This is a genomic window from Streptomyces sp. XD-27, from assembly GCF_030553055.1.
Taxonomy (GTDB): domain Bacteria; phylum Actinomycetota; class Actinomycetes; order Streptomycetales; family Streptomycetaceae; genus Streptomyces.
In genome coordinates this window covers 6,425,484-6,449,520 of sequence record NZ_CP130713.1, presented here as the reverse complement: position 1 = coordinate 6,449,520, position 24,037 = coordinate 6,425,484, and the positions used below count along the sequence as shown (strand labels likewise).

18 protein-coding genes and 3 pseudogenes are annotated in these 24,037 nt (G+C 72.0%); 13 read left to right on the top strand and 8 right to left on the bottom strand.

The genetic code is table 11. The annotated features are described in order from the left end of the window. Positions 1 to 30: 30 nt before the first annotated feature. The 4 genes and pseudogenes from Q3Y56_RS28080 to Q3Y56_RS28065 form a co-directional block, all read right to left on the bottom strand. The gene (locus Q3Y56_RS28080; RefSeq protein WP_304464584.1) at positions 31 to 1,524 is read right to left on the bottom strand and encodes an NAD(P)/FAD-dependent oxidoreductase; all 1,494 of its coding nucleotides are present in this window, start codon (positions 1,522 to 1,524) and stop codon (positions 31 to 33) included. Then, entirely contained in the window at positions 1,521 to 2,078 is a 558-nt protein-coding gene (locus Q3Y56_RS28075; protein ID WP_369696817.1) for a hypothetical protein, read from the bottom strand. Before Q3Y56_RS28075 ends, Q3Y56_RS28080 begins: the two co-directional genes overlap by 4 nt. 160 nt (positions 2,079 to 2,238) lie before the next feature. After that, positions 2,239 to 4,652 (bottom strand): annotated as a pseudogene (locus Q3Y56_RS28070) (MFS transporter). Between the two features lie 495 nt (positions 4,653 to 5,147). Then, a complete protein-coding gene (locus Q3Y56_RS28065) occupies positions 5,148 to 5,591 on the bottom strand; it encodes an SRPBCC family protein (RefSeq protein ID WP_304464583.1) in 444 nt (147 codons plus the stop codon). Between the two features lie 148 nt (positions 5,592 to 5,739). On the opposite strand from Q3Y56_RS28065, the gene Q3Y56_RS28060 reads away from it, so the two are divergent. Further along, on the top strand, positions 5,740 to 6,777 hold the full coding sequence (locus Q3Y56_RS28060; RefSeq protein WP_304464582.1) for an Rv2578c family radical SAM protein: 1,038 nt from the start codon (positions 5,740 to 5,742) through the stop codon (positions 6,775 to 6,777). A gap of 103 nt (positions 6,778 to 6,880) precedes the next feature. Here Q3Y56_RS28060 and Q3Y56_RS28055 read toward each other — a convergent pair whose 3' ends face one another. Both Q3Y56_RS28055 and Q3Y56_RS28050 read right to left on the bottom strand, forming a co-directional pair. Continuing rightward, the gene (locus Q3Y56_RS28055) at positions 6,881 to 7,231 is read right to left on the bottom strand and encodes a MerR family transcriptional regulator (RefSeq protein WP_304464581.1); all 351 of its coding nucleotides are present in this window, start codon (positions 7,229 to 7,231) and stop codon (positions 6,881 to 6,883) included. Positions 7,232 to 7,293: 62 nt separating this feature from the next. Then, positions 7,294 to 8,088, bottom strand: a complete 795-nt coding sequence (locus Q3Y56_RS28050) for an SDR family NAD(P)-dependent oxidoreductase (RefSeq protein WP_304464580.1) — start codon at positions 8,086 to 8,088, stop codon at positions 7,294 to 7,296. An 87-nt stretch (positions 8,089 to 8,175) separates the two neighbouring features. Between Q3Y56_RS28050 and Q3Y56_RS28045 the strand changes: the two genes are divergently transcribed. Further along, a complete protein-coding gene (locus tag Q3Y56_RS28045; protein WP_304464579.1) occupies positions 8,176 to 8,703 on the top strand; it encodes a GNAT family N-acetyltransferase in 528 nt (175 codons plus the stop codon). Positions 8,704 to 8,906: 203 nt separating this feature from the next. Here the strand turns inward: Q3Y56_RS28045 and Q3Y56_RS28040 are convergent. Continuing rightward, positions 8,907 to 9,491 (bottom strand): annotated as a pseudogene (locus Q3Y56_RS28040) (HEAT repeat domain-containing protein); the annotation flags it as partial. A 361-nt stretch (positions 9,492 to 9,852) separates the two neighbouring features. Between Q3Y56_RS28040 and Q3Y56_RS28035 the strand changes: the two are divergent. The 9 genes from Q3Y56_RS28035 to pssA all read left to right on the top strand — a co-directional run bounded on the left by Q3Y56_RS28035 (position 9,853) and on the right by pssA (position 20,671). Further along, positions 9,853 to 11,670, top strand: coding sequence for a 3-hydroxyacyl-CoA dehydrogenase family protein (locus Q3Y56_RS28035; RefSeq protein ID WP_304464578.1), 1,818 nt, complete (start codon positions 9,853 to 9,855; stop codon positions 11,668 to 11,670). An 85-nt stretch (positions 11,671 to 11,755) separates the two neighbouring features. Next, positions 11,756 to 12,571: a TetR family transcriptional regulator gene (locus Q3Y56_RS28030; RefSeq protein ID WP_304464577.1), complete on the top strand. Its 816-nt coding sequence runs from the start codon at positions 11,756 to 11,758 to the stop codon at positions 12,569 to 12,571. A gap of 376 nt (positions 12,572 to 12,947) precedes the next feature. Continuing rightward, entirely contained in the window at positions 12,948 to 14,285 is a 1,338-nt protein-coding gene (gene ccrA / locus Q3Y56_RS28025; RefSeq protein ID WP_304464576.1) for a crotonyl-CoA carboxylase/reductase, read from the top strand. A 9-nt stretch (positions 14,286 to 14,294) separates the two neighbouring features. After that, positions 14,295 to 16,307 (top strand): protein meaA, encoded by a 2,013-nt coding sequence (locus Q3Y56_RS28020; protein ID WP_304464575.1) that lies wholly within the window; start codon positions 14,295 to 14,297, stop codon positions 16,305 to 16,307. Continuing rightward, a complete protein-coding gene (locus tag Q3Y56_RS28015) occupies positions 16,304 to 17,263 on the top strand; it encodes a CoA ester lyase (protein ID WP_304464574.1) in 960 nt (319 codons plus the stop codon). Before Q3Y56_RS28020 ends, Q3Y56_RS28015 begins: the two co-directional genes overlap by 4 nt. 3 nt (positions 17,264 to 17,266) lie before the next feature. Then, a complete protein-coding gene (locus Q3Y56_RS28010; RefSeq protein ID WP_304464573.1) occupies positions 17,267 to 17,779 on the top strand; it encodes a MaoC family dehydratase in 513 nt (170 codons plus the stop codon). A gap of 1 nt (position 17,780) precedes the next feature. Then, positions 17,781 to 18,995 (top strand): acyl-CoA dehydrogenase family protein, encoded by a 1,215-nt coding sequence (locus Q3Y56_RS28005; protein ID WP_304464572.1) that lies wholly within the window; start codon positions 17,781 to 17,783, stop codon positions 18,993 to 18,995. 169 nt (positions 18,996 to 19,164) lie between these two features. Beyond that, the gene (locus Q3Y56_RS28000; protein WP_304464571.1) at positions 19,165 to 19,827 is read left to right on the top strand and encodes a phosphatidylserine decarboxylase; all 663 of its coding nucleotides are present in this window, start codon (positions 19,165 to 19,167) and stop codon (positions 19,825 to 19,827) included. Beyond that, the gene (pssA, locus tag Q3Y56_RS27995; RefSeq protein WP_304464570.1) at positions 19,814 to 20,671 is read left to right on the top strand and encodes a CDP-diacylglycerol--serine O-phosphatidyltransferase; all 858 of its coding nucleotides are present in this window, start codon (positions 19,814 to 19,816) and stop codon (positions 20,669 to 20,671) included. Before Q3Y56_RS28000 ends, pssA begins: the two co-directional genes overlap by 14 nt. A 223-nt stretch (positions 20,672 to 20,894) precedes the next feature. Here the strand turns inward: pssA and Q3Y56_RS27990 are convergent, their stop codons facing one another. Beyond that, positions 20,895 to 22,034 (bottom strand): glycerate kinase, encoded by a 1,140-nt coding sequence (locus Q3Y56_RS27990; protein WP_304464569.1) that lies wholly within the window; start codon positions 22,032 to 22,034, stop codon positions 20,895 to 20,897. A gap of 77 nt (positions 22,035 to 22,111) precedes the next feature. Here Q3Y56_RS27990 and Q3Y56_RS27985 point away from each other — a divergent pair. After that, positions 22,112 to 23,175: pseudogene (locus tag Q3Y56_RS27985) on the top strand (ADP-ribosylglycohydrolase family protein). Positions 23,176 to 23,284: 109 nt separating this feature from the next. After that, positions 23,285 to 24,037 carry a Sir2 family NAD-dependent protein deacetylase gene (locus Q3Y56_RS27980; protein WP_304464568.1) on the top strand — a complete coding sequence of 251 codons (753 nt, stop codon included), beginning with the start codon at positions 23,285 to 23,287 and terminating at the stop codon, positions 24,035 to 24,037.

Here is a 24,037-nt window from a genome sequence, read left to right as displayed (position 1 = left end):
GCCGAGTGCCCCGGCCGATCTCGGTTACACCTACGGCTCGGGCGCCGGGCCGCTACCCGCCGGTTCGCGGTGGAAGTCGGCGAGGTCCAGGCGCCGGGTCCGACGCCGGTAGGCGAAGGTGAAGCCGGGCCAGTTGTTGGTGTTCCTGCCCGCCGCGTTCGTGTACCAGCTCATGCAGCCGCGATCCCAGGCGGTGGCCCGGATGCGTCGCCGCACCTCGTCGTTGAAGGCGCCCTGCACGTCGGCGCGCACCTCCAGCCACCGGGTCCGGCCCCGGCCGAGCTCCGCGACGGCCTGCATGACGTAGGCCATCTGGCTTTCGAGCATGAAGATGATCGAGCTGTGGCCGAGGTTGGTGTTGGGCCCGTACAGCATGAACAGGTTCGGGAATCCGTGCACGGTGAGCCCGAGATAGGCCTCGGCGCCGTGCCGCCAGGTCTCGTGCAGATCGCGCCCGTCCCGGCCGCTGATCCTCATCGGCGCCAGGAAGTCGCCGGCGTGGAAGCCGGTGCCGTAGATCAGGACGTCGAACGCGCGGGTCGTGCCGTCCTCGGTGACCAGCCCGGTCGGGGTGACCTCGGTGACGCGGTCGTCCACGACACGCACGTTCGGCCGGTCGAGCGCGGGATACCAGTCGTCGGACAGCAGCACCCGGGCGCAGCCGAGCGGACTGGTCGGGGTGATGCGCGCGCGCAGCCCCGGGTCGCCGACCTTTCTCCTGAGGTGGCGTCCGACGCGCAGCGCGTACGGCGCGGCGAGCTCCGGGAACCGGGTGAGTCCGAGCGCCCGGGACTCGAGCGTCCAGTAGGTGGCCCAGCGGCTGAGCCGTTGGAGGGCGGGGACCCGGGTGAGCAGCCGGGTGACCGCCTTCGGGTACCGGTAGTCCGGCTTGGGCAGCACGTGCGGCGGGTCGAGCTGGAACACCGTCACCGACGCCGCGGTCCTGGCGATCTCGGGGACGAACTGCACGGCGCTCGCGCCGGTGCCGAGGACCGCGATCCGCTTGCCGGCCAGCTCGGCGTCGTGCCGCCAGGCCGCGGAGTGGAACTGCGGGCCCGCGAAGGACTCCCGGCCGGGGAGCGGCGGGATCGCCGGCCGCGACAGCTGGCCGGTCGCGGTGATCAGGACCTCGGCCCGATGGACGGCTCCGTCGGCCGTGGTGAGCGTCCAGACGCCGTCGGCGAAGTCCGCCGCCGCGATCTCCGTGCCCAACCGCAGGTGCTCGCGCAGCCCGAAGCGTTCGACGCAGTCCCGCTGGTACGCGTGGATCTCCCGCTGCCCGGCGAACCGGCGGGACCAGCGGGGATTGGGCGCGAACGAGAACTCGTACAGATGCGAGGGCACGTCGCAGGCGGCGCCGGGATACGTGTTGTCCCGCCACACTCCGCCGACGTCCGCGGCCTTCTCGAAGACGGTGAACGCGGTGATGCCGGCCTGGCGCAGCCGGATGGCCGCGCAGAGGCCGCCGAAGCCCGCGCCGACGACGGCTATGCGGGGTGGGGCCGCCGATCGGGACTCCGTCACGGGCACACCCGGTCGTGCCGGCTGATCTCCACGACGGGGTAGCCGAGTTCGCGCACCTGCGCGACGATCCGCCCGGCCGCCGCGGGGCCCATGCCGGGGAGCATGTCGGGCAGCCGCTCGGCGAACTGTCCGGCGGCGGGGGACTCGGTGTGCGGCGCGAAGCCGGGCGAGAACCGCGCCCGGTCGCGACCGTCGCCGTCCGGGTCGACCCGGGCCGCGTCGACCGCGAGCACCAGCAGCCCCTCGGCACTCGGGCAGACCAGCGGATACGCCCACCAGAGCACGTCGACCGGGCCGCCCGCGCGATCGCTCATCCGGGCGCGGCCTGCGGTGGGGCAGTACGTCTCACCGTCCGGGCAGCCGTCGAGGTCCAGGCAGCGGGAGCCGAGGCCGCGCAGGGCTCCCGAGACCGGCATCAGATCGGCGGCCGGGAATCCCACGGCCGCCTCGCGGCTCGCCCCGAAGAGTCGGCGGGCGCCGCTGCTCCAGTGCGTCACCAGCCCGTCCGCGCCCACCACGACGACAGCAAGCGGAATCCGTCCGGACACCGGCATCAGAGGAAGGCTCCTTCGCACACGACGATCTGCGGCACCGCATACACATACACCGTACGGGGGCGACGGGGCGCGGCGGGAGGCATTACCCGAACTGACGACGCGCCCCCGCGCGCGCCCGCGCGCCGCGGCCCGCCACAGGGCGCGGGCGGCTGAAGCCTCAGTCCTCGTAGCCGAGTTGGAGGTCGCGTTCCGTGCGGCCGCCGCCCGCGACCTGGAGTACGGTCGCCACCGGCGGGTAGCCCGCCGCGATCACCGTGTACTCGCCCGCCGACAGGTCGATGAAGCGGAACGCGCCGTCGGAGCCGGTGGTGACCGTGTCGACCACGTTGCCCGCGGCGTCCAGCAGCGTGACCCGCGCGTCCTCCACCAGCCGTCCGCCGGTGGCGGTGACGACCCCGCGCAGCACCGCGCCGCCGGCCAGTTCGATGTCCTGCCGGGTCTCGCGGGCGGCCTGGACGGTCACCGGCAGGGCGGCGGGCCGGAAGGCGGGGGCGCTGGAGGCGAGGGTGTACTCCCCGGCCACCAACTCGCCGATCACGTAAGCGCCTTCGCGGCCGCTGCGGGTGGACGCCACGACCTCGCCGCGGACGTCGGTGAGGGTCACCATGGCGTCCCGTACGGGGGTGCCGTCGGCGGTGTGCACGGTTCCGGCGAGCCGCCCGGCGCCACCGAGGACCACGTCGAGCTCGACGGGCCGGTCGCCGACCGTGACGGTGACGGCCTGCGGCTGGTGTCCGCCCGCCGCCGCGATGAGGACGTAACTGCCGGCGCCGGGGGTGGCCAGCGCGTAGCGGCCGTCCTCACCGCTGGCGCCGCGCCCGATCTGCCGTCCACCCACGTCGATCAGGGTGAGCGCGGCGCGCGGGACGGTGCTGCCGTCGTGGTGCTGCACGGTGCCGCAGACCGGGATGCCCGCGACGTAGCCGGAGGCGGGCCCGGCGGCGGTGGCGGTCCCGGCGGCCGGGGCGGGCGCAGCGGCGACCGGGTTCACGGGGCGGCGACGGTGACGGTCGCGGCGGAGAAGCGGGCGCTCGGTACGCCCTGGTCGGCCGTGGCGGCGGGTTCGGTGGTGGACACCAACGGTTTCTCCTTGAGGAGGAAGGCGAGCAGGAAGCCCAGGACGAGCACCGGCCCGAGGTAGAGGAAGATCCGCGGCATGGCGTCGGCGTAGGCGGTGATGTAGCCGTCGCGCAGCGCCGAGGGCAGCGCGTGCACCATCTCCGGGGTGATCGACTTGGGGTCGGGCAGCCGTTCGTCGGCGGGGAGTTCGGCCGCCAGCCGGTCGGCGAGGCGGTCGGCGAGCAGGGTGCCGAAGACCGCGGCGCCCATGCTGCCGCCGATCTGCCGGAAGTAGTTGCTCGCGCTGGTGGCGGCGCCCAGGTCGGCGGGGTCCGCGGAGTTCTGTACGGCGAGGGTGAGCACGGGCATGACCATGCCGACGCCGAGCCCGAGGACGCCCATCGCCACGCTGTACTCCAGCCGGGAGGTGTCCTCGTCCAGCCGGGACAGCAGCCACATGCCCGCGGCGGAGGCGGCGCAGCCCGCGATGGGCCAGATCCGGTAGCGGCCGGTACGGCTGGTCAGGGCTCCGGAGACGCAGGACGCCACGACGAGGCCGCCCATCATCGGCAGCATCAGCAGCCCGGACTCGGTGGCGCTGACGCCGTCGACCATCTGCAGGAAGGTGGGCAGGTAGCTGCCGGCGCCGAAGAGCGCGACCCCGATCAGGGCACCGATGACGCCCGTGACGTTGAAGATCGAGTCGCGGAACAGCCGCAGCGGGATGACCGGTTCGGGGACGAAGTGCTCCACGAGGACGAAGAGCAGGACGGCGCCGAGCGCGCCGGCCGCCAGCGCGAGGATGACGCGGGACTTCCACGCGTACTCGGTGCCGCCCCAACTGCTCAGCAGCACCAGGCAGATGGTGGCGGCGGTCAGCAGCAGCGCGCCGAGGACGTCGAACCGGGCCCGGCGGACGGGCCTGGGCAGCTTGAGGCCGAGGGCGATGACGAGGAGGGTGGCCAGCGCGATGGGGAGGTTGATGTAGAAGCACCAGCGCCAGGAGGCGTGGTCGGTGAAGAAGCCGCCGAGCAGCGGTCCGGCGATCGAGGCGAGCCCGTAGACGCCGGTCATCAGGCCCATGAAGGGGCCGCGCCGGCGGGGCGGCACGATGTCGGCCGTGATCGCCTGGATGCCGATCATCAACCCTCCGCCGCCCGCGCCCTGGACGGCCCGCGCGACGATCAACTGGTCCATGGTCTGCGCCCAGCCCGCGAACGCGGATCCGGCGGCGAAGACGACGAGCGCGAAGAGGAAGACGCTCTTGCGGCCGAGGAGGTCGCCCGCCTTGCCGTAGATGGGCAGGACGACGGTGGTGGCGAGGAGGTAGGCGGTGACGATCCAGGACATCTTGTCCAGGCCGCGCAGATCGCCGACGACCTCGGGGAGGGCCGTGGCCACGATGGTCTGGTCGAGGGCGGCGAGCGACAGCGTCAGCATCAGGCCGACGAAGATCACCCGCACCCGGGCGGGGCTGAGCGGTGCCGGCGCCGACGGCACGGCGGCCCGCACCCCGGAGGGCTCGTTGACTGCCTGCTCGTGGACTGCCTGCTCGTGGACTGCGGGCTCGCCGACGGCGGCGTCCGGCTCGGCCGGGATCCGACCGTCGCGCGGCTCGCCCTCGGCCTCGGTGCCGTACCTCACGTCGTAGACGATGTGGCCCTGACCGCCGATCAGGCTGGTCGCGACCGCCTCCGCGGAATCCCTCGAAGCCCCCGAGACCTCAGGGGCCCCGGGTGCCTCCGCGGGCTCCGGGCCCTGTGCGGGCGCGGCCGGACTCCCGCCGCCGTTCACCAAGGTGGTCCCACCCACGTGCCTCTCCCCTATCGTCGCGCCTGCGCCGCCGCCCATTTCTCGCATTACGCGACAACAACGAGCAAGCGCGACGATTTATCGGAGAGAAGGACACAAACCGCCTTCTGGCCGGTCGGAGCGGCTACGACGGACCGCTGAGCCGCCGGGAAAACCACTCGAACCGGTGAGTCTGCCGGGAGTCCCGGCCGACGATCACTTCTCCACTTCGGCCGCCAGGTTGGCCAGCAGCGCGTCGTAGATGCGGCCAAGCCCCTTGGGCGCGAAGGTCCTCTCGAAGAATCCGCCGATGCCGCCCGCGCCGGTCCACGTCGTGGTGACCACCACGCGCGACCGCCCCTCGCCCGCGGGGGTGACCGTCCAGGTGGTGACCATCGAGGAGTTGCGGTCCTTCTCGACCAGCTGCCCGTCCGTCGGTTCGGTGACCTCCAGCAGGCAGTCGCGGACCCGCTTGCTGGTGGCCTGGAGCTTCCAGTGCACCAGCGTGCCCTCGCCGTCGCCGCCCTCGCGCACCTCGTACTCGCTGAAGTGCTCCGTCAGCAGCTTGGCGCGGGTGTCGCTGTAGTCGGCGAGGGCATCGAACACGTCCTCGGGCTTGCCCGTGACGATCCGCTCCGTGGTGGCCTCGACCTGGCCCATGTGCTGTTCCTCCTGCACGCGTCTGCCTGTGGCGTATTCGCCTCGCGGCAAGCCAACCACCTGACGGGCGACCGCCCAAATCCAGGGTTGACGCGAGACATGGGAACGTATGTTCTATTCTTTCGTACAGAGACTGAGGAGGTGTGCCATGCGCTGGGACAACCTGAACCCCGACGGCACCGCCGCCGCCCCCGCCCTCTTCGGCACCGACGGGGTCGTCACCCGCACCTTCGACACCCCCGAGTTCCGGGGGATCACGTTCCACGAGATCCGGGCGAGGTCGATCGTGAACAAGGTGCCCGGCGCCTCCCGGATGCCCTTCGAGTGGACGGTCAACCCGTACCGCGGCTGCACGCACGCCTGCGTCTACTGCTTCGCACGCCGGACCCACAGCTACCTGGACCTCGACACCGGGCTCGGCTTCGACACCCAGATCGTGGTCAAACTCAACGCCCCCGAGCTGCTCCGCCACGAGCTCGCCTCCCGCCGCTGGCGGGGCGAGCACATCGCGATGGGCACCAACGTGGACTGCTACCAGCGCGCCGAAGGCCGCTACCGGCTGATGCCCGGCATCCTCACCGCCCTCACCGAGCGCGCGAACCCGTTCTCCATCCTCACCAAGGGAACCTTGATCCTGCGCGACCTGGAGCTGCTGCGCCGCGCCGCGGCGGTGACCGATGTCGGCGTCTCGGTCTCCGTCGGCTTCACCGACGCGGAGCTGTGGCGCACCGTCGAGCCGGGGACCCCGTCCCCCGAGCGGCGGCTCGACGTCGTACGGACGCTCACCGACCACGGCATCCCGTGCGGGGTGCTGATGGCCCCGGTCATCCCGTACCTGGGCGACACCCCGGCGCACCTGCGCGCCACGGTGCGGGCCGTCGCGGCGTCCGGCGCCACGTCGGTGACCCCGCTGGTGCTGCATCTGCGACCGGGCGCGCGCGAGTGGTTCATGGCCTGGCTGACCCGGCACCATCCGCGTCTGGTGCGCCGTTACGAGGCGCTGTACGCGGACGGCGCGTACGCCCCGAAGTGGTACCAGCGGCGGGTGACCGGCCAGGTGCACGAACTGGCGGCGGAGTACGGCATCGGCCCGTGGCGGCCGGGGGCGGCCCGCGGCCTCCCGGAACCCGCGCCCGAGCCGCCGCCCGCCACCGCGCCCGAGGCCACCCAGCTGTCGCTGCTGTGAGTGGTGGTCAGCGCTGTGAGCGGTCGTCAGTGCCGTGGGCGGTGATCGTCCCGGGCCGTACGACCGTTGGGCGCCTGATCATGCGCGACGGCGTCCGGCTCGGCTAGCCGTCCAGGTCGTCGAGGGCGTGGGCGAGCCGGTCCCGGACCGCCGTCTGCGCGGCGATCCGGGCGTCCAGCACCGCGAGCCGGTTGCGCACCACCCGCAGGCCCGCGGGGCCGGGCGGGGCGCTGGCGAGGTCGCCGTCCAGGCAGGGCAGGAAACACCGCACGTCGTCGAGGGTGAGCCCGGCCTCCAACAAGTACCTGATGTTGCGGACACGCCGGACCGCCGCCTCCGGGTAGTCGCGGTAGCCGTTGTGCGCGCGGTCGGCGCTGATCAGGCCCGCCTCTTCGTAGTGGCGCAGGGCGCGCGGCGTTGCCCCGGTCGCCCGCGCCAGTTCTCCGATGCGCACCCCGTCCCACCTTCCGGCCCCGTCTCCGGGCCCTGTTCTAGCAGACTGGCCGCGCGGGACGGTCAGCCGACCACCGCGCCGCCGTCGACGGGCAGCACGACCCCGGTGACGAAGGACGCGCCGGGCGAGGCGAGTTCCGTGATGGCCCAGGCCACCTCCTCCGGGCGGCCGATGCGGCCGGCCGGGGTGTGCGCGAGCTGCCACGCCCGGGCCTCGGCCCGCTGCTCCGGTGTGAAACCCGAGTGGTCGGCGATCGGGGTCTCGATCGCCCCGGGCGCGACCGCGACCACGCGCACGCCGCGCGGCGCGAGCTCCACCGCCCAGCTGCGGGTGAGCAGGTCCACCGCCGCCTTGGTCGAGGCGTAGACCCAGCGGCCCGGCCAGCCGCGCTGGCCCACCGCCGTGCTGACGTTGACGATCACGCCGCCCGCGGCCTCCAGCGCGGGCAGCGCCGCCTGGGCCAGCAGGGACGGTGCGATCACGTTGGTGGCCATCTGGGACTCGTACAGCTCGCGGGTGACGGCGCCGAAGGTGCCGCCTCGCACGATGCCCGCGTTGTTGACCAGGATGTCGAGCCTGCCGTGGTCGCGCAGGGTGTGCCGGACGATGTCCTCGGGCCCGGTGGCGGCGGTGATGTCGGCGGGCAGCGCATGGATGCGCGGGTGGCCGTCGACGGTCTCGTCCAGGGGCTCCGCGCGGCGTCCGACGGCCACCACCTGGGCGCCCGCGCGCGCCAGGGACCGGGCGGTGGCCCGGCCGATGCCGGTGCCGGCCCCGGTGACGACGGCGACCTTGCCGTCCAGGGCGCCGCCCTCGTACTCGTTCTGCTGGGTGTCGGTGTCGTTGGCGTGCTTCATGCCGGCCATCGTCGAACCCTGCCGCTGGCGTCAAGGTCAAGTCCGAGCCCCGAAATCCGGTTGTACAGGCCCCCTATGGTGGTGCGTATGAGGGTTCGGGAGATGGCGGAGACGGACATCGACGCCGTGGCGGAGGTGCGGGTGCGCGGGTGGCAGTCCGCGTACGCCGGGCTGATGCCGCAGGCGCATCTGGACGCCCTGAGCGTGGCCGAAGACGCCGCCCGGCGCCGGGAGTTCTTCTCCCTCGGCCTGGGCGACGTGGTCAACCTCGTCGCGGAGCGGGCGGACGGCGACGTGGCGGGCTGGGCCTGCTTCGGCCCGTACCGCGAGCCGGACCTGCCCAGCGGGGACGCGGAGCTGTACGCCCTCTACGCCCGCCCGGAGCTGGTCGGCACCGGCGTCGGCCGCGCGCTGCTGGGCGAGACGCTCGCGCGGGTCGCCGAGCGCGGCTTCCCCCGGGTGCGGTTATGGGTGCTCAAGGGGAACGCGCGGGCGCGGCGCTTCTATGAGCTGGCGGGCTTCACACCGGACGGTGGGGAGGTCGCCTCCGACGTGGACGGCGTCGCCGTGCCCGAGGTGCGCTACGTGTTGGAGTTGGGGCGCTTCCCCGACTGAGGCCGGGCATCGGGGCGGTTCCGGGGCGCCGGGGGCTGGGCCTGCGACACGGGCTGCGGGCGGGCGCCGGGCACACGGCGGCCCGCCCCCGGCTGCTGTGCACGCTCCCCCGGCCCGGCGGACCGCTGGGGCCGCAGGCCGGGGCGGGCCCGGGCACCGGCCTCGGCCTCGCCCCCGGTCCCGGACTCGACCCCGGACTCGGCGCGGGCCAGTGCCGCCGAGGCCGCCGCCGTCAGCTGCGGATACTCGCTGGCCTTGGTGAGGACCGGGATGGCCCGCGGGTCGCCGAGCGCGCCCAGCCCCTCGACACACGCACGGGCGATCGGCCAGTGATGATCGTTGGAGGACAGCAGCCGCTCCAGGGTGGCGATCAGGGCGGGGGCCGACTCCGGGGCGCGCAGTTCGACCAGCAGCCGGATGGGATGCAGGGCGTAGTGCGTGCGCACCGGGTTGGTGGCCAGGGCCGCCGCCGCCCGCGCGGTGCGCGGGTCGCCGAGCCGGGCCAGCGCCCGCGCGGCGGTGACGCAGCGCACCGGGTCGCGGTAGTTGAGCATGAGCACGAGCGTCTCGAAGGCCCGGCGGTCCCCCGCGCTGCCGAGCACATACGCGGCGGTCTCCCGCGCCCACAGCGGCTGCTCCGGTGCGACCAGCACGCGGGCGAGCTCCTCGCGCGCGGCCGGGGTGCGCTCGCGGACGAGGCCGAGCAGCCGGACGTACGCCGCCGTCTCCTGCGGGGACGTGAGCGAAGCGCGCACCCTGTCGGCCAGGGCGCGGAAATCGTCTTCCATGAGCCGGTGCCTCCCCAGTGGCTGTACGCAGTGGCGCGCGCCACAGCGCTTGAGTTACGAACGAGCTCTGGCTTTCTCGGTTACCCGCGAGTTAAGCTCCGGGACACGAGCAGCACTCGTGCTCGGGCGGCCTGGTGACGCAGCCGCCATGAGTGAAGTCGGTTCGGCACTCGAAGTAGGGCACGGCCCCGGGACAGGGTCGGCCGCACATGTTGCTCGCGGGTTTCTACGACCAGTGGTGCCCGCCCAGCAGCGCCTAACTCCCTTTCCGTGTAACGCCGATGGCGTCTTCACGCGGAACCGGAGCTCCTTCAGTCGTCACCTCTCCCCATGCCCGGGGAACACCCTCTGGAGTCTCGCGATGGACCGTCAGTCCACCCCAGATCCCTCCTCCGCCCCCTCCTCCGCCCTGAACGTGGTCGCCGTCGTCGGCCTCGGCACGATGGGCACCGGTATCGCCGAGGTGCTCGCCCGCGCCGGCCGCCAGGTGGTCGGCATCGACATCAGCGCGGCCGCCGCCGAGCGGGCCGCCGCCGCCCTGGACGCCTCGACCGCCCGCGCCGTGCGCCGGGAGCGGATCACCGAGGCCGAGCGGGCGGAGATCCTCGCCCGTTTCCGCACCTCCACCGAGCTGGCCGCCGCCGCCGAGGCGGACCTGGTCATCGAGGTCGTGCCGGAGGACTACGCCACCAAGCACGAGGTCTTCACGGCCCTGGACGCGGTCGTCCGGCCCGACACCGTCCTGGCCACCGGCACCAACGCGCTGTCGGTGACCCGGCTGGCCGCGGACTCCGCCCGCCCCGAGCGGGTGCTGGGCCTGCATTTCTTCAACCCCGCACCCGCCATGAAGCTGGTGGAGGTCGTCTCCTCGGTGCTGACCGCGCCCGCGGCCGTCACCGCCGTCACCGAGCTGGCCCGCGAGCTGGGCAAGGAGCCGGTGGCGGTCGGCGACCGGCCCGGCTTCGTCGCCGACGGGCTGCTGTTCGGCTACCTCAACCAGGCCGCGGCGATGTACGAGTCGAAGTACGCCACGCGCGAGGACATCGACGCCGCGATGCGGCTGGGCTGCGGGCTGCCGATGGGGCCGCTGGCCCTGCTGGACCTGATCGGCGTCGACACCGCCCGTACCGTGCTGGAGGCGATGTACGCCGCGTCCGGCGACCGGCTGCACGCGCCCGCGCCGATCCTCGGCCAGCTCAGCGAGGCGGGCCTGACCGGCCGCAAGGCGGGCCGCGGCTTCTACACCTACGCGGCGCCGGGAAGCACGGAGGTGGTGCCGGACGCGGAGACGCCGGGGGACGCGCACGAGCTCTCGGCGGGCCGCACGGTGCGCAGCGTCGGCGTCGCCGGCTCCGGCACCATGGCCAGCGGGATCGCCGAGGTCTTCGCCAAGGCGGGCTTCACCGTGGTGCTCGCGGCCCGCACCCAGGAGAAGGCGGACACCGCCAAGGCCCGGATCGCGAAGTCGCTCCAGCGCTCGGTGACCAAGGGGCGGATGACCGCCGAGGCCCGGGAGGAGACGCTGGCGCGGATCACCCCGGCCGGTTCGCTGGACGCCTTCGCGGAGGTGGACCTGGCGGTGGAGGCGGTCGCCGAGGACCTGGCCGTCAAGCAGCAGCTGTTCCAGACCCTGGACAAGGTGTGCAAGCCGGGCGCGGTGCTGGCCACCACGACCTCCTCGCTGCCGGTGATCGCCTGCGCCCGTGCCACGTCGCGGCCGCAGGACGTGATCGGCATGCACTTCTTCAACCCGGCGCCGGCGATGAAGCTCGTCGAGGTGGTGCGCACGGTGCTCACCGGCGACGACGTGCACGCGACCGTGCGCGCGGTGTGCGCGGCGGTCCGCAAGCACCCGGTGGACTGCGGCGACCGGGCCGGGTTCATCGTCAACGCGCTGCTGTTCCCGTACCTGAACAACGCGGTGAAGATGGTGCAGGAGCACTACGCGTCGCTGGACGACATCGACGCGGCGATGAAGCTGGGCGGCGGCTACCCGATGGGCCCCTTCGAGCTGCTGGACGTCGTCGGCCTGGACGTGTCGCTGGCGATCGAGAAGGTGCTGCACCGCGAGTTCCGCGAGCCGGGCCTGGCGCCCGCGCCGCTGCTGGAGCACCTGGTCGCGGCGGGCTGCCTGGGACGTAAGACGGGGCGCGGCTTCCGCGAGTATGCGAAGGCCTGACGAGCTCCCGGGGTGGGGCGGACTGCTGGAGCCCGTCGGCGGTCCGCCCCGGCATACGCACTCGTCGGCGTGTTACGTTCCCCACATGTCCCAGCCCGTGAAGTCCGCACGTGTGAACCGCAGCACCTCCTCGGAAGGTCCGGAGAGCGCCGGTTCGCGCCGCGCCGCCGCCCAGCGGCTGTCCATGCGCCGCAAACTGGCGGCCGCCGCGATGGAGTTGTTCGCGACGAAGGGCTACGAGGCGACGACGGTCGACGAGATCGCGGCCGCGGCCGGGGTCGCCCGGCGCACGTTCTTCCGCCACTTCCGCTCCAAGGAAGAGGCGATCTTCCCCGACCACGACGACACCCTGGTGCGGGCGGAGGCGGTCCTGGAGGCCGCGCCGCCGCACGAGAACCCGCTGGACACCGTGTGCCGGGGCATCAAGGAGGTCATGAAGATGTACGCGGCCTCCCCGGCCGCGTCGGTGGAGCGCTACCGGCTGACCCGCGAGGTGCCCGCGCTGCGGGAGGCCGAGATCGCCTCCGTCGCCCGCTACGAGCGGCTGTTCACCCGCTATCTGCTGGGCCACTTCGACGAGGGCGCGCACCACGTCGGCGACGACGACCCGCTGCTGGCGGAGGTCGCGGCGTCCGCGGTGGTCACGGCGCACAACCATGTGCTGCGGCGCTGGTTGCGCGCGGGCGGCCAGGGCGATGTGGAGGCGCAGCTGGACCACGCCTTCGCGATCGTGCGGGAGACGTTCGGGACCGGCATCGGGGCGGGGCGGACGGCGCCGGGCGGCAGGGGTCCGGCTGCCACTGCCTCCGCCGAGGGCGAGGTGCTGGTGGCGGTGGCGCGTACGGACGCGCCGCTGGCGGAGGTCATGCGGACCATCGAGCGGGCACTCAAGCGCGACTGATCGATCAACTTATCGCACACAATCACACACAGACAGAAGCGGCCGCCCCGCCACGGGGCGGCCGTTTTGCTCATGCGAGCACGGCGAACGCCACCTGAGGGAAATTGTTGGCACCCAGTGTCTTGTCGGATGGCACGCGGTGCCATAGCTTGAGTGGTGTCCGGGCGGCCGGCGCGTAGAGAACCGTCGCGCGTCGGCTGTCCCCGCAACCGTTGCGTTGCGCGCCCGGACGCCTGCGTCACAGGCAATTCCACAGCGCCCCACCCCGCGCACCGCCGAGCACCACCTCCGCCGAACCGACGGCACCGTCAGCACCACCTGTCATCGACCCCAGCGTTCCCTCAAGCGTTCCCAGACGCTTCGCCGGAGGCCCCAAGTGAACGAGATCCTGGACGCGATCCTCGCGACCGACAGCACGCCAGCGGACTTCGCGGCACTGCCCCTGCCCGACTCGTACCGCGCGATCACCGTGCACAAGGACGAGGCCGAGATGTTCGCCGGCCTCCCCACCCGGGAGAAGGACCCCCGCAAGTCCCTCCACCTGGACCAGGTCCCGGTGCCCGAACTGGGCCCCGGCGAGGCGCTCGTCGCCGTGATGGCCAGCTCGGTCAACTACAACTCCGTGTGGACCTCGATCTTCGAGCCGCTGCCGACCTTCGGCTTCCTGGAGCGGTACGGCAAGCTCTCCCCGCTCGCCAAGCGGCACGACCTCCCGTACCACATCATCGGCTCCGACCTGGCGGGCGTCGTGCTGCGCACCGGACCCGGCGTCAACGCCTGGAAGCCGGGCGACGAGGTCGTGGCGCACTGCCTGTCGGTGGAGCTGGAGAGCGCCGACGGCCACGACGACACGATGCTCGACCCCGAGCAGCGCATCTGGGGCTTCGAGACCAACTTCGGCGGTCTGGCCGAGATCGCGCTGGTGAAGTCCAACCAGCTGATGCCCAAGCCGCGGCACCTGAGCTGGGAGGAGGCGGCCGCGCCGGGGCTGGTCAACTCGACCGCGTACCGGCAGCTGGTCTCCCGCAACGGCGCCGGGATGAAGCAGGGCGACAACGTCCTGATCTGGGGCGCCAGCGGCGGACTCGGCTCCTACGCCACCCAGTTCGCGCTCGCCGGCGGGGCCAACCCCATCTGCGTGGTCTCCAGCCCGCAGAAGGCGGAGATCTGCCGGTCCATGGGCGCCACGGCGATCATCGACCGCAACGCCGAGGGCTACAAGTTCTGGAAGGACGAGCACACCCAGGACCCCAGGGAGTGGAAGCGCCTCGGCAAGCGCATCCGCGAACTGACCGGCGGCGAGGACGTGGACATCGTCTTCGAGCACCCCGGCCGCGAGACCTTCGGCGCGTCGGTCTACGTCACGCGCAAGGGCGGCACCATCGTCACCTGCGCGTCCACCTCCGGCTACAACCACGAGTACGACAACCGCTACCTGTGGATGTCGCTGAAGCGGATCGTCGGCTCGCACTTCGCCAACTACCGCGAGGCGTGGGAGGCCAACCGCCTGATCGCCAAGGGCAAGATCCACCCGACGCTGTCGAAGACGTACTCTCTGGAGGAGACGGGCCAAGCGGCGTACGACGTGCACCGCAACCTCCACCAGGGCAAGGTCGGCGTGCTGTGCCTGGCCCCCGAGGAGGGCATGGGCGTGCGCGACCAGGAACTGCGCGACCAGCACATCGACGCCATCAATCGCTTCCGGAATGTGTGAGACGCACGCATGACAGAACGTCGTAAAGACCGTCCGTGGCTGATGCGGACGTACGCCGGGCACTCCACCGCCGAGGCGTCCAACGAGCTGTACCGGCGCAACCTCGCCAAGGGCCAGACCGGTCTGTCGGTGGCGTTCGACCTGCCGACGCAGACCGGTTACGACCCCGACCACATCCTCGCCCGCGGCGAGGTCGGCCGGGTCGGGGTCCCGGTCTCCCACCTCGGCGACATGCGGCGGCTGTTCCAGGACATCCCGCTGGAGCAGATGAACACCTCGATGACCATCAACGCGACCGCCATGTGGCTGCTCGCGCTGTACCAGGTCGTCGCGGAGGAGCAGGGTGCGGACATCGCCAAGCTCCAGGGGACGACGCAGAACGACATCGTCAAGGAGTACCTGTCGCGCGGGACGTACGTCTTCCCGCCCGGTCCGTCCCTGCGGCTGACCACCGACATGATCACGTACACGGTCAACCACATCCCGAAGTGGAACCCGATCAACATCTGCAGCTACCACCTGCAGGAGGCGGGGGCCACTCCGGTCCAGGAGATCTCGTACGCGATGTCCACCGCGATCGCCGTGCTCGACGCGGTGTTCGCCTCCGGCCAGGTCCCCGAGGACCGCAGGGGCGACGTGGTCGCGCGCATCTCCTTCTTCGTCAACGCCGGGGTCCGGTTCGTCGAGGAGATGTGCAAGATGCGCGCCTTCGGCCGCATCTGGGACAAGGTCACCCGTGAGCGGTACGGCATCGAGAACCCCAAGCAGCGCCGGTTCCGCTACGGCGTCCAGGTCAACTCCCTGGGGCTGACCGAGGCGCAGCCGGAGAACAACGTCCAGCGCATCGTCCTGGAGATGCTGGCCGTCACCCTCTCCAAGGACGCCCGCGCGCGTGCCGTCCAGCTCCCGGCCTGGAACGAGGCGCTGGGGCTGCCCCGCCCCTGGGACCAGCAGTGGAGCCTGCGCATCCAGCAGGTCCTCGCGCACGAGAGCGACCTGCTGGAGTACGACGACATCTTCGCCGGCAGCCACGTCATCGAGGCCAAGGTGGACGCCCTGGTCACCGAGTGCCTGGCCGAGATCGACCGGATCCAGGAGATGGGCGGCGCGATGGCCGCCGTCGAGTCCGGCTATCTGAAGTCGGAGCTGGTCTCCTCGCACGCGCAGCGCCGCGCGCGGATCGAGGCGGGCGAGGAGAAGATCGTCGGCGTCAACTGCTACGAGTCCACCGAGCCCAACCCGCTCACCGCCGACCTGGACACCGCGATCATGACGGTGGACGCGGCCAACGAGGAGCGCGTGGTCGCCGCCCTGCACCGGTGGCGCGACGACCGCGACGAGGCGCTGGCCCAGGAGTCGCTGTCGGCGCTGAAGAAGGCCGCGGCGGGCGAGGAGAACATGTTCGCCGCCACGCTCGCCTGCGCCCGCGCGGGCGTGACGACCGGCGAGTGGGCGTGGGCGCTCCGGGACGTCTTCGGCGAGTTCCGCGCCCCGACGGGGGTGAGCAGCGCCCCGGTCGCGGTCACCGCGGAGGCCGGCACGCCGCTGGCCGCGGTGCGGGAGAAGGTGGCCCGTACCGCCGAGGAGCTGGGCTCCGGCAAGCTGCGGCTGCTGGTCGGCAAGCCCGGTCTGGACGGCCACAGCAACGGCGCCGAGCAGATCGCCGTACGGGCCCGTGACGCGGGCTTCGAGGTGGTCTACCAGGGGATCCGGCTGACCCCGGAGCAGATCGTCTCCGCCGCCGTGGCGGAGGACGTGCACTGCGTCGGCGTCTCCATCCTCTCCGGCTCGCACGCCGAACTCGTCCCCGACGTCCTGGTGCGGCTGCGCGCGGCGGGGGCGGGTGACATCCCCGTCATCGCGGGCGGCATCATTCCGTCCGCCGACGCCGCCGCGCTGCGCGAGGCCGGAGTCGCGGCCGTCTTCACACCCAAGGACTTCGGCATCACGGAGATCATCGGCCGTATCGTCGACGAGATCCGGAAAGCGAACAAGCTCGACCCTCTGGAGGTCCCCGCATGACCGTCAACCGTCTGCGTCCGCGCCGCTCGTGCCTGGCCGTCCCGGGCTCGAACCCGCGCTTCCTGGAGAAGGCCCAGGGGCTCCCCGCCGACCAGGTCTTCCTGGACCTGGAGGACGCGTGCGCGCCGCTGGCCAAGGAGGGCGCGCGGCACACCATCGTGGACTTCCTGAACAACGGCGACTGGACCGGCAAGACCCGCGTGGTGCGGGTCAACGACTGGACCACCCACTGGACGTACCGGGACGTGATCACGGTCGTGGAGGGCGCGGGCCAGAATCTCGACTGCATCATGCTGCCGAAGGTGCAGGACGCGCAGCAGATCGTGGCGCTGGACCTGCTGCTGACCCAGATCGAGAAGACGATGGGCTTCGAGGTCGGCCGGATCGGCATCGAGGCGCAGATCGAGAACGCCAAGGGCCTGGTGAACGTCGACGCGATCGCCGCCGCCTCGCCGCGGCTGGAGACCATCATCTTCGGCCCGGCCGACTTCATGGCCTCGATCAACATGAAGTCGCTGGTCGTGGGCGAGCAGCCGCCGGGCTACCCGGCGGACGCGTACCACTACATCCTGATGCGCATCCTGATGGCGGCCCGCACCCACGACCTCCAGGCCATCGACGGCCCGTACCTCCAGATCAAGAACGTGGACGGGTACCGCGCGGTGGCGGGCCGGGCGGCGGCGCTGGGCTTCGACGGCAAGTGGGTGCTGCACCCGGGCCAGGTCGAGGCGGCCAACGAGGTCTTCTCCCCCACCCAGGAGGACTACGACCACGCCGAGCTGATCCTGGACGCGTACGAGTGGTGCACGTCCGAGGCGGGCGGCAAGAAGGGCTCGGCGATGCTCGGCGACGAGATGATCGACGAGGCCAGCCGCAAGATGGCGCTGGTGATCGCGGGCAAGGGCCGCGCCGCCGGTATGCAGCGCACCAGCAAGTTCGAGGCCCCGGAGGCGTAACCGATGCAGTTTGGCCGCACCTACGAAGAGTTCACCATCGGTGACGTCTACAAGCACTGGCCGGGGAAGACGGTCACCGAGTACGACGACCACCTCTTCTGTCTGCTCACGATGAACCACCACCCGCTCCACATGGACACCCATTACGCCGAGAAGACGACGGACTTCGGCAAGAACGTGGTGGTGGGCAACTACATCTACTCGCTGCTGCTGGGCATGTCCGTGCCGGACGTCTCCGGCAAGGCGATCGCCAACCTGGAGATCGAGTCGCTGCGGCACGTGGCGCCGACCTTCCACGGCGACACGATCTACGGCGAGACGACCGTGCTCGACAAGACGCCGTCGAAGTCGAAGTCGGACCGCGGCATCGTGTACGTCGAGACCAAGGGCTACAAGCAGGACGGCACGCTGGTCTGCGTGTTCCGGCGCAAGGTGATGGTGCCGACCGCCACGTACATCAAGGAGCGCGGCGGCGAGCAGCCGGGCCGCCCCGAACTGCGCGAACGGGAGAAGTGAGATGGGGCGTCTGGCACAGACCGACGGGCTGACCGAGATCCAGCAGGAGATCCTGCGCACGGTCCGTGACTTCGTCGACAAGGAGATCCTGCCGGTCGCCACCGACCTGGAGCACCGCGACGAGTACCCGGCGCAGATCGTCGAGGGGCTCAAGGAGCTCGGTGTCTTCGGGCTGATGATCCCGGAGGAGTACGGCGGCCTCGGTGAGTCCCTTCTCACATACGCGCTGTGCGTGGAGGAGATCGCGCGCGGCTGGATGAGCGTGTCGGGCATCATCAACACGCACTTCATCGTGGCCTACATGCTCAAGCAGCACGGCACGCAGGAGCAGAAGGACTATTTCCTGCCGAAGATGGCGCTGGGCGAGATCCGGGGCGCGTTCTCGATGTCGGAGCCGGGCCTGGGGTCCGACGTGTCGGCGATCAGCACCAAGGGTGAGCGGGACGGGGACGACTTCATACTCACCGGTCAGAAGATGTGGCTGACCAACGGCGGCACGTCGTCGCTGGTGGCCGTGTTGTGCCGGACGGACGAGGGCCTCTCCCCCGAAGAGGCCGCCGCCAAGCCGCACAAGTCGATGACCACGTTCCTGATCGAGAAGGAGCCGGGCTTCGGCGAGGTCAGGCCGGGCCTGACCATCCCCGGCAAGATCGAGAAGATGGGCTACAAGGGGGTCGACACCACCGAGCTCATTCTCGACGGACTGCGCATTCCGGCCGATCGTGTGCTCGGCGGGACCACCGGACGCGGTTTTTACCAAATGATGGACGGCGTCGAGGTCGGGCGGGTCAACGTGGCCGCGCGTGGCTGCGGCGTCGCGCAGCGTGCCTTCGAGCTGGGCGTTGCGTACGCACAGCAGCGAAGCACCTTCGGGAAGCCGATCGCCCAGCACCAGGCCATCCAGTTCAAACTGGCCGAAATGGCCACAAAGGTCGAAGCCGCTCATGCGATGATGGTGAATGCGGCCCGGAAAAAGGACTCGGGCCAGCGCAATGACCTCGAAGCGGGCATGGCCAAGTACCTGGCCTCGGAGTACTGCAAAGAGGTCGTGGAGGACGCCTTCCGCATCCACGGCGGGTACGGGTTCTCCAAGGAGTACGAGATCGAGCGCCTCTACCGGGAGGCCCCGATGCTTCTCATCGGCGAAGGTACCGCCGAGATCCAGAAAATGATCATCGGACGACGACTGCTGGAGGAGTACCGCATACTGGGCTGAATGTCTGCTTCGGGATGGTATCGGCGAGAAGAAGATCACATCCCGCCAGGGGACTTCGGCCACCGACTGGCCCCGGCGCTTGCCCAGTTACCGCCCGCAACCGATACCATCCCGGAAAGCCGCCGTCCCCGTTTTCGCTACGCGGCATCCTCCGCTACGAAGGTCATCCATGCCCCACAGCTCATCCTCTGCACAACGCGACAGCCTCTTCGGTGTACGCCTCGCGCGCGGAGCATCGCCGTGGCTCCTCCCGACCGTCGCCTCGGCGGCGGTCAGCCTCACGGCCGCCCGCGCCCGGCGCTCCGGGCGCTGGGCAGCCGTCGCCGTGCCCACCACCGCGCTGGCGGCGGGCATGCTGTGGTTCTTCCGCGACCCTGAGCGCGAGATCGCCCAGGGACGTGTCATCTCCCCGGCGGACGGCGTGGTGCAGAGCATCATGCCGTGGAAGGACGGGCGCACCCGCGTCGCGATCTTCATGAGCCCGCTGAACGTCCACGTCAACCGCGCTCCGCTGGCGGGCACGGTGACCTCCGTCGAGCACATCCCCGGCGGTTTCGTTCCGGCGTTCAACAAGGAGAGCGAGAACAACGAGCGTGTCGTCTGGCACTTCGACACCGAGCTCGGCGACATCGAGATGGTGCAGATCGCCGGCGCCGTGGCCCGCCGCATCGTGCCGTACATCCCGCAGGGGACCAAGGTGGAGCAGGGCGAACGCATCGGCCTGATCCGCTTCGGCTCGCGCGTCGACATCTACCTCCCGGAGGGCGTGGACGTCGCGGTCGAGGTGGGACAGGCCACCGTCGCGGGGGTGACTCGCCTTGACCGTGATTGATCCGGAAACACAAGCCCCGACCTGGGTGCCCGAGGCCGACGAGGACGAGGACACCGAGGACATGCCGCTGTCCACGCGGCTGTCGATAGCGGACACGCTCACGCTCGGTAACGCCACGTGCGGCTTCATGGCGGTGTACTTCACCACGACCGGCGTCCTCATCCCGCACATGACGGGCAACGAGGACGGCGGCATGGCGCGGCACAGCGCCGCCACCGCCGTGATGCTGATGCTGCTGGCGTCGGTGTTCGACCTCTTCGACGGCCTGGTGGCCCGCAAGCTGCGCAGCTCGGCGATGGGGGCCGAGCTGGACAACCTCTCCGACCTGATCAGCTTCGGGCTCGCCCCGGCGTACTTCGTCCTCGTCTGGGGCATGGTCGCCGACGGCGCGCACCAGCGGGTCTCGGCGGTGGCGGCGATCGTGGTGCTACTGGCGGTGGTGCTCAGACTCGCGAGATTCTCCTGCGTGACGCTCCGGGACGGCGTCTTCCAGGGCATGCCGAGCCCGTTCGGGGCGCTGACGGTGGTCTCCGTGGTCCTCTTGGGCCTGCCCTTCATCCCGACGCTGCTGGCGATCGTGGGCGTGGCGTGGCTGATGGTGAGCCGCGTGGAGTACCCGAAGCCGCGCGGGCGGCTCGCGGTGGCGATGCTCAGCTGGATCGTCACGAGCATGGGGCTGCTGGCGGCGTGGGCCTTCGAGGCACCGGGCGGCGAGCTGCTGCTCCAGACGGCGTGCTCGCTGCAGCTGGTGATGGGCGCGGTGATCCCGCTGTTCGCGACGGCGCGGCGGGTGAACGCGTTCCGCGACAACCGACGCGAGGCGAGGGCGGCGGAGGCGCCGTAGGCGCCTTTGGCTTGGCTACGGAGGGCCCGGGTGATCGTCAGATCACCCGGGCCCTCCGGCGTGTACGGGGCACGCCCTCCCGCCGGCCCGCACCCGGCGGCGGTGCGCCGCCCCCGCCGGGGCGTCCCGTTTCGCGCGCGACTGCGGGCCGGTGGCGGTTTGTGCCCACCCGTTCCGCCCACGGAACATCTGCCCACAAACCGGCGGCGGTGCGCCGGCCTCGTCAGGAAAGGCAGTCCGCTGCCAGCTGCTCCGCCGCGCGTTCCAGGAGGGGGCCTGCCTCGGCCATGCAGCGGGCCGCGTCCGGCTCCAGGTCCAGCAACGCGTACGCGCGCTCGATGCCCGCCGCCGTCAGCGCGGCATCGTCGATCGCCAGGCGGCCGCAGACCGCGACGACCCGCTTGCCGCGGGCCCGGGCCGCGGCGGCCACGCCCGCCGGGGCCTTGCCGTGGAGGGTCTGCTCGTCCAGCGAGCCCTCGCCCGTGATCACCAGGTCGGCGCGCTCCAGGGCGGGCGTGAAGCCCAGCACGTCGAGCATGACGTCGATGCCGGGGCGGAAGGCCGCGCCGAGCGCCACCAGCGCGCCGTAGCCGATGCCGCCGGCCGCGCCCGCGCCCGGGGCCTGGGCCCGGCCGGCCGCGCGCGGGCCGACCGCGGCCTCCAGGACCTGGGCGTAGTGGGCGAGGGCGGCGTCCAGGGCGGCCACGTCGGCCTCGGTGGCGCCCTTCTGCGGGCCGTACACCGCCGGCGCGCCCTTGGGGCCGGTCAGCGGGTTGTCCACGTCGCTGGCGAGGATGATCTCGGTGTCGGCGAGGCGCGGGTCCAGGCCGGTCAGGTCGGCGGTCGCCAGGTCGCGCAGCGGGCCGCCGCCCGGGGCGACCGGCTCGCCGTCGGCGGTCAGGAAGCGCGCGCCCAGCGCGCTGAGCATGCCCGCGCCGCCGTCGGTGGTGGCGCTGCCGCCGACCCCGAAGACGATCGTCCGCGCGCCCGCGTCGAGGGCGGCGCGCAGCAGCTCCCCGGTGCCGTAGGTGGTGGCTGACAGCGGCGCGAAGACGCCGGGCGGCAGGTGGCGCAGCCCGGAGGCCTCGGCCATCTCGACCACGGCGGTGCCCGCGCGCAGCGCGTACGCCGCGGTGACCGGTTCGCCGAGCGGGCCCGTCACCCGTTCCGCGCGCCGCTCGAACCCGGCCGCCACGGCCGCGTCGACCGTGCCGTCGCCGCCGTCGGCGACGGGCAGCGCCTCGACCGCCACGGTGCCGGACGCGCCACGCCGCAGTCCGGCGGTGACGTGCTCGGCGACCTGCACGGCCGTGAGTGAGCCTTTGAACTTGTCCGCGGCGATGAGCACCCGTGTGTCCGTCACCTTGCTACCCCTTGCTGTTTCCAGGAGTCGCGCCGCTGCGACCCTATACGGAGCGCCGCGTCCGGTACACCTGTGCCATGAGCGCACTCGCGGACCGGATCCTCGGCGGCTGGCTCGGCCGGATCTCGGGGAACATGCTGGGCAAGCCCGTGGAGCGGGGCGACTACTGGACGCGGGAGCGGATCGACCGCTATCTGCGGGCCACCGGCGCCCTGCCGCTGACCGACTACCTGCCCCGCCGCCGTCGGACCGGCTCGCGGAGTACGCGCTGCGCCCCGAGTGGCCGGAGTGCGTACGCGGCCGGATCCACGGCAGCTGCCGGGACGACGACATCGACTACTCGATCCTCGGGCTGCATCTGCTGGAGACGTACGGCCTGGGGTTCACCACCGAGCAGGTCGGCGAGCTGTGGCTGCTCCGGCTGCCGTACCTGCAGACCTTCACCGCCGAGCGCGCCACGTACCGGAACCTGGCGGCCGGGTTGAAGCCGCCGGTCTGCGCGACGGTCGACAACCCGTACCAGGAGTGGATCGGCGCGCTGATCCGCGCGGACGTCTTCGGCTGGGTGTGCCCCGGCGATCCGGGCCGGGCGGCGGCCCTGGCCCGCCGGGACGCGGTGCTCTCGCACACCGGCAACGGCGTCTACGCGGCGATGTGGGCGGCGGCGCTGGTCGCCGCGGCGTTCACCGCCGACGGGCCACGGGACGCCGTGGGGACGGCGCTGGACCGGATCCCACCGGGATGCCGGCTGGCGCGTACGGTGCGGCGCACCGTGTCCCTGTACGAGGCGGGGCTGAGCTGGGCCGACACCCTGGCCGAGCTGGACGCGGAGGCGCGGCGGCTGCACTGGATCCACGCGGTCCCCAACGCGGCCGTGATCACGGCCGGGCTGCTGTACGGGGAGGGCGACTTCACCGCGACCATCGCGCTGACCGTGCGCGGCGGCCTGGACACCGACTCCAACGGGGCGACGGCCGGGTCGGTGGCGGGCGTGCTGTGCGGGGCGGCGGCCATCCCGCCGCAGTGGACCGAGCCGCTCGAGGACCGGGTGCGCAGTGCGGTGTACGGCTTCGACGGGGCGCGGATCAGCGAGCTGGCGAAGCGCACGGAGCGGCTCGCCGCCGCGGGCGGCGGAGCCTGATCGGCACGCCCGGGCCGGGGCGCACCGGCGGCGGGGCCTGACCGGCGCGGAGAACCGGCGGCGGAAAAGGCAGTCGCACACCGCCCGGCACGCTGCGTACGCTCCCGCCATGAGCAGCGACGCGACGCGACGCCCCCTGGTGGCGATCTTCAGCGGCGCCGGGATCTCCACGGACTCCGGCATCCCGGACTACCGCGGCCCGCAAGGGCTCTGGCGGCGGGACCCGGAGGCCGAGAAGCTCGTCACGTACGACTGCTACATGTCCGATCCGGAGATCCGGCGCCGGTCCTGGCTGATGCGCCGGGACAGCCAGGCGCTGCGGGCCCGGCCCAACGCCGCCCACGAGGCGGTGGTCCGGTTGGAGCGCTCGGGCGTACCGGTGCGGGTGATCACCCAGAACGTGGACGGTCTGCACCAGCTCGCGGGGATGCCCGCGCGGAAGGTCCTGGAGCTGCACGGCACGGCCCGCGCGGTGCGGTGCACTCGCTGCGACCGGCGCTCCGACATGGCGGAGGCGTTGGAACGGGTGGCGGCGGGCGAGCCCGATCCGGCCTGCCGGGAGTGCGGCGGCATCCTGAAGTCGGCGACGGTGATGTTCGGCGAGAGCCTGGATCCGGTGGTGCTGGGCGAGGCGGTGGCCGTGACGAAGGCATGCGAGGTCTTCATCGCGGTGGGCAGCAGCCTCCAGGTGCAGCCGGCCGCGTCGCTGGCCGGAATCGCGGTCGAGCACGGGGCGCGGCTGATCATCGTGAACGCCGAGCCGACGCCGTACGACGCGCTCGCGGACGAGGTGCTCCGCGAGCCCATCGGCACGGCGCTACCAGAGCTGCTGGCCGGGCTCGCGGAGGGCTCTCTCCCCTGA

Bases quoted from the DNA above. Each gene is read 5' to 3' on its own strand.
- Q3Y56_RS28030 (WP_304464577.1), top strand. From the start codon at position 11,756: ATGTCCCAGCCCGTGAAGTCCGCACGTGTGAACCGCAGCACCTCCTCG.
- Q3Y56_RS28075 (WP_369696817.1), bottom strand. From the start codon at position 2,078: ATGCCGGTGTCCGGACGGATTCCGCTTGCTGTCGTCGTGGTGGGCGCG.
- Q3Y56_RS28060 (WP_304464582.1), top strand. From the start codon at position 5,740: ATGCGCTGGGACAACCTGAACCCCGACGGCACCGCCGCCGCCCCCGCC.
- Q3Y56_RS28000 (WP_304464571.1), top strand. From the start codon at position 19,165: ATGCCCCACAGCTCATCCTCTGCACAACGCGACAGCCTCTTCGGTGTA.
- Q3Y56_RS28045 (WP_304464579.1), top strand. From the start codon at position 8,176: ATGAGGGTTCGGGAGATGGCGGAGACGGACATCGACGCCGTGGCGGAG.
- Q3Y56_RS27980 (WP_304464568.1), top strand. From the start codon at position 23,285: ATGAGCAGCGACGCGACGCGACGCCCCCTGGTGGCGATCTTCAGCGGC.
- Q3Y56_RS28010 (WP_304464573.1), top strand. From the start codon at position 17,267: ATGCAGTTTGGCCGCACCTACGAAGAGTTCACCATCGGTGACGTCTAC.
- Q3Y56_RS28065 (WP_304464583.1), bottom strand. From the start codon at position 5,591: ATGGGCCAGGTCGAGGCCACCACGGAGCGGATCGTCACGGGCAAGCCC.
- Q3Y56_RS28020 (WP_304464575.1), top strand. From the start codon at position 14,295: ATGACAGAACGTCGTAAAGACCGTCCGTGGCTGATGCGGACGTACGCC.
- Q3Y56_RS28015 (WP_304464574.1), top strand. From the start codon at position 16,304: ATGACCGTCAACCGTCTGCGTCCGCGCCGCTCGTGCCTGGCCGTCCCG.
- Q3Y56_RS28005 (WP_304464572.1), top strand. From the start codon at position 17,781: ATGGGGCGTCTGGCACAGACCGACGGGCTGACCGAGATCCAGCAGGAG.
- Q3Y56_RS28050 (WP_304464580.1), bottom strand. From the start codon at position 8,088: ATGAAGCACGCCAACGACACCGACACCCAGCAGAACGAGTACGAGGGC.
- Q3Y56_RS28035 (WP_304464578.1), top strand. From the start codon at position 9,853: ATGGACCGTCAGTCCACCCCAGATCCCTCCTCCGCCCCCTCCTCCGCC.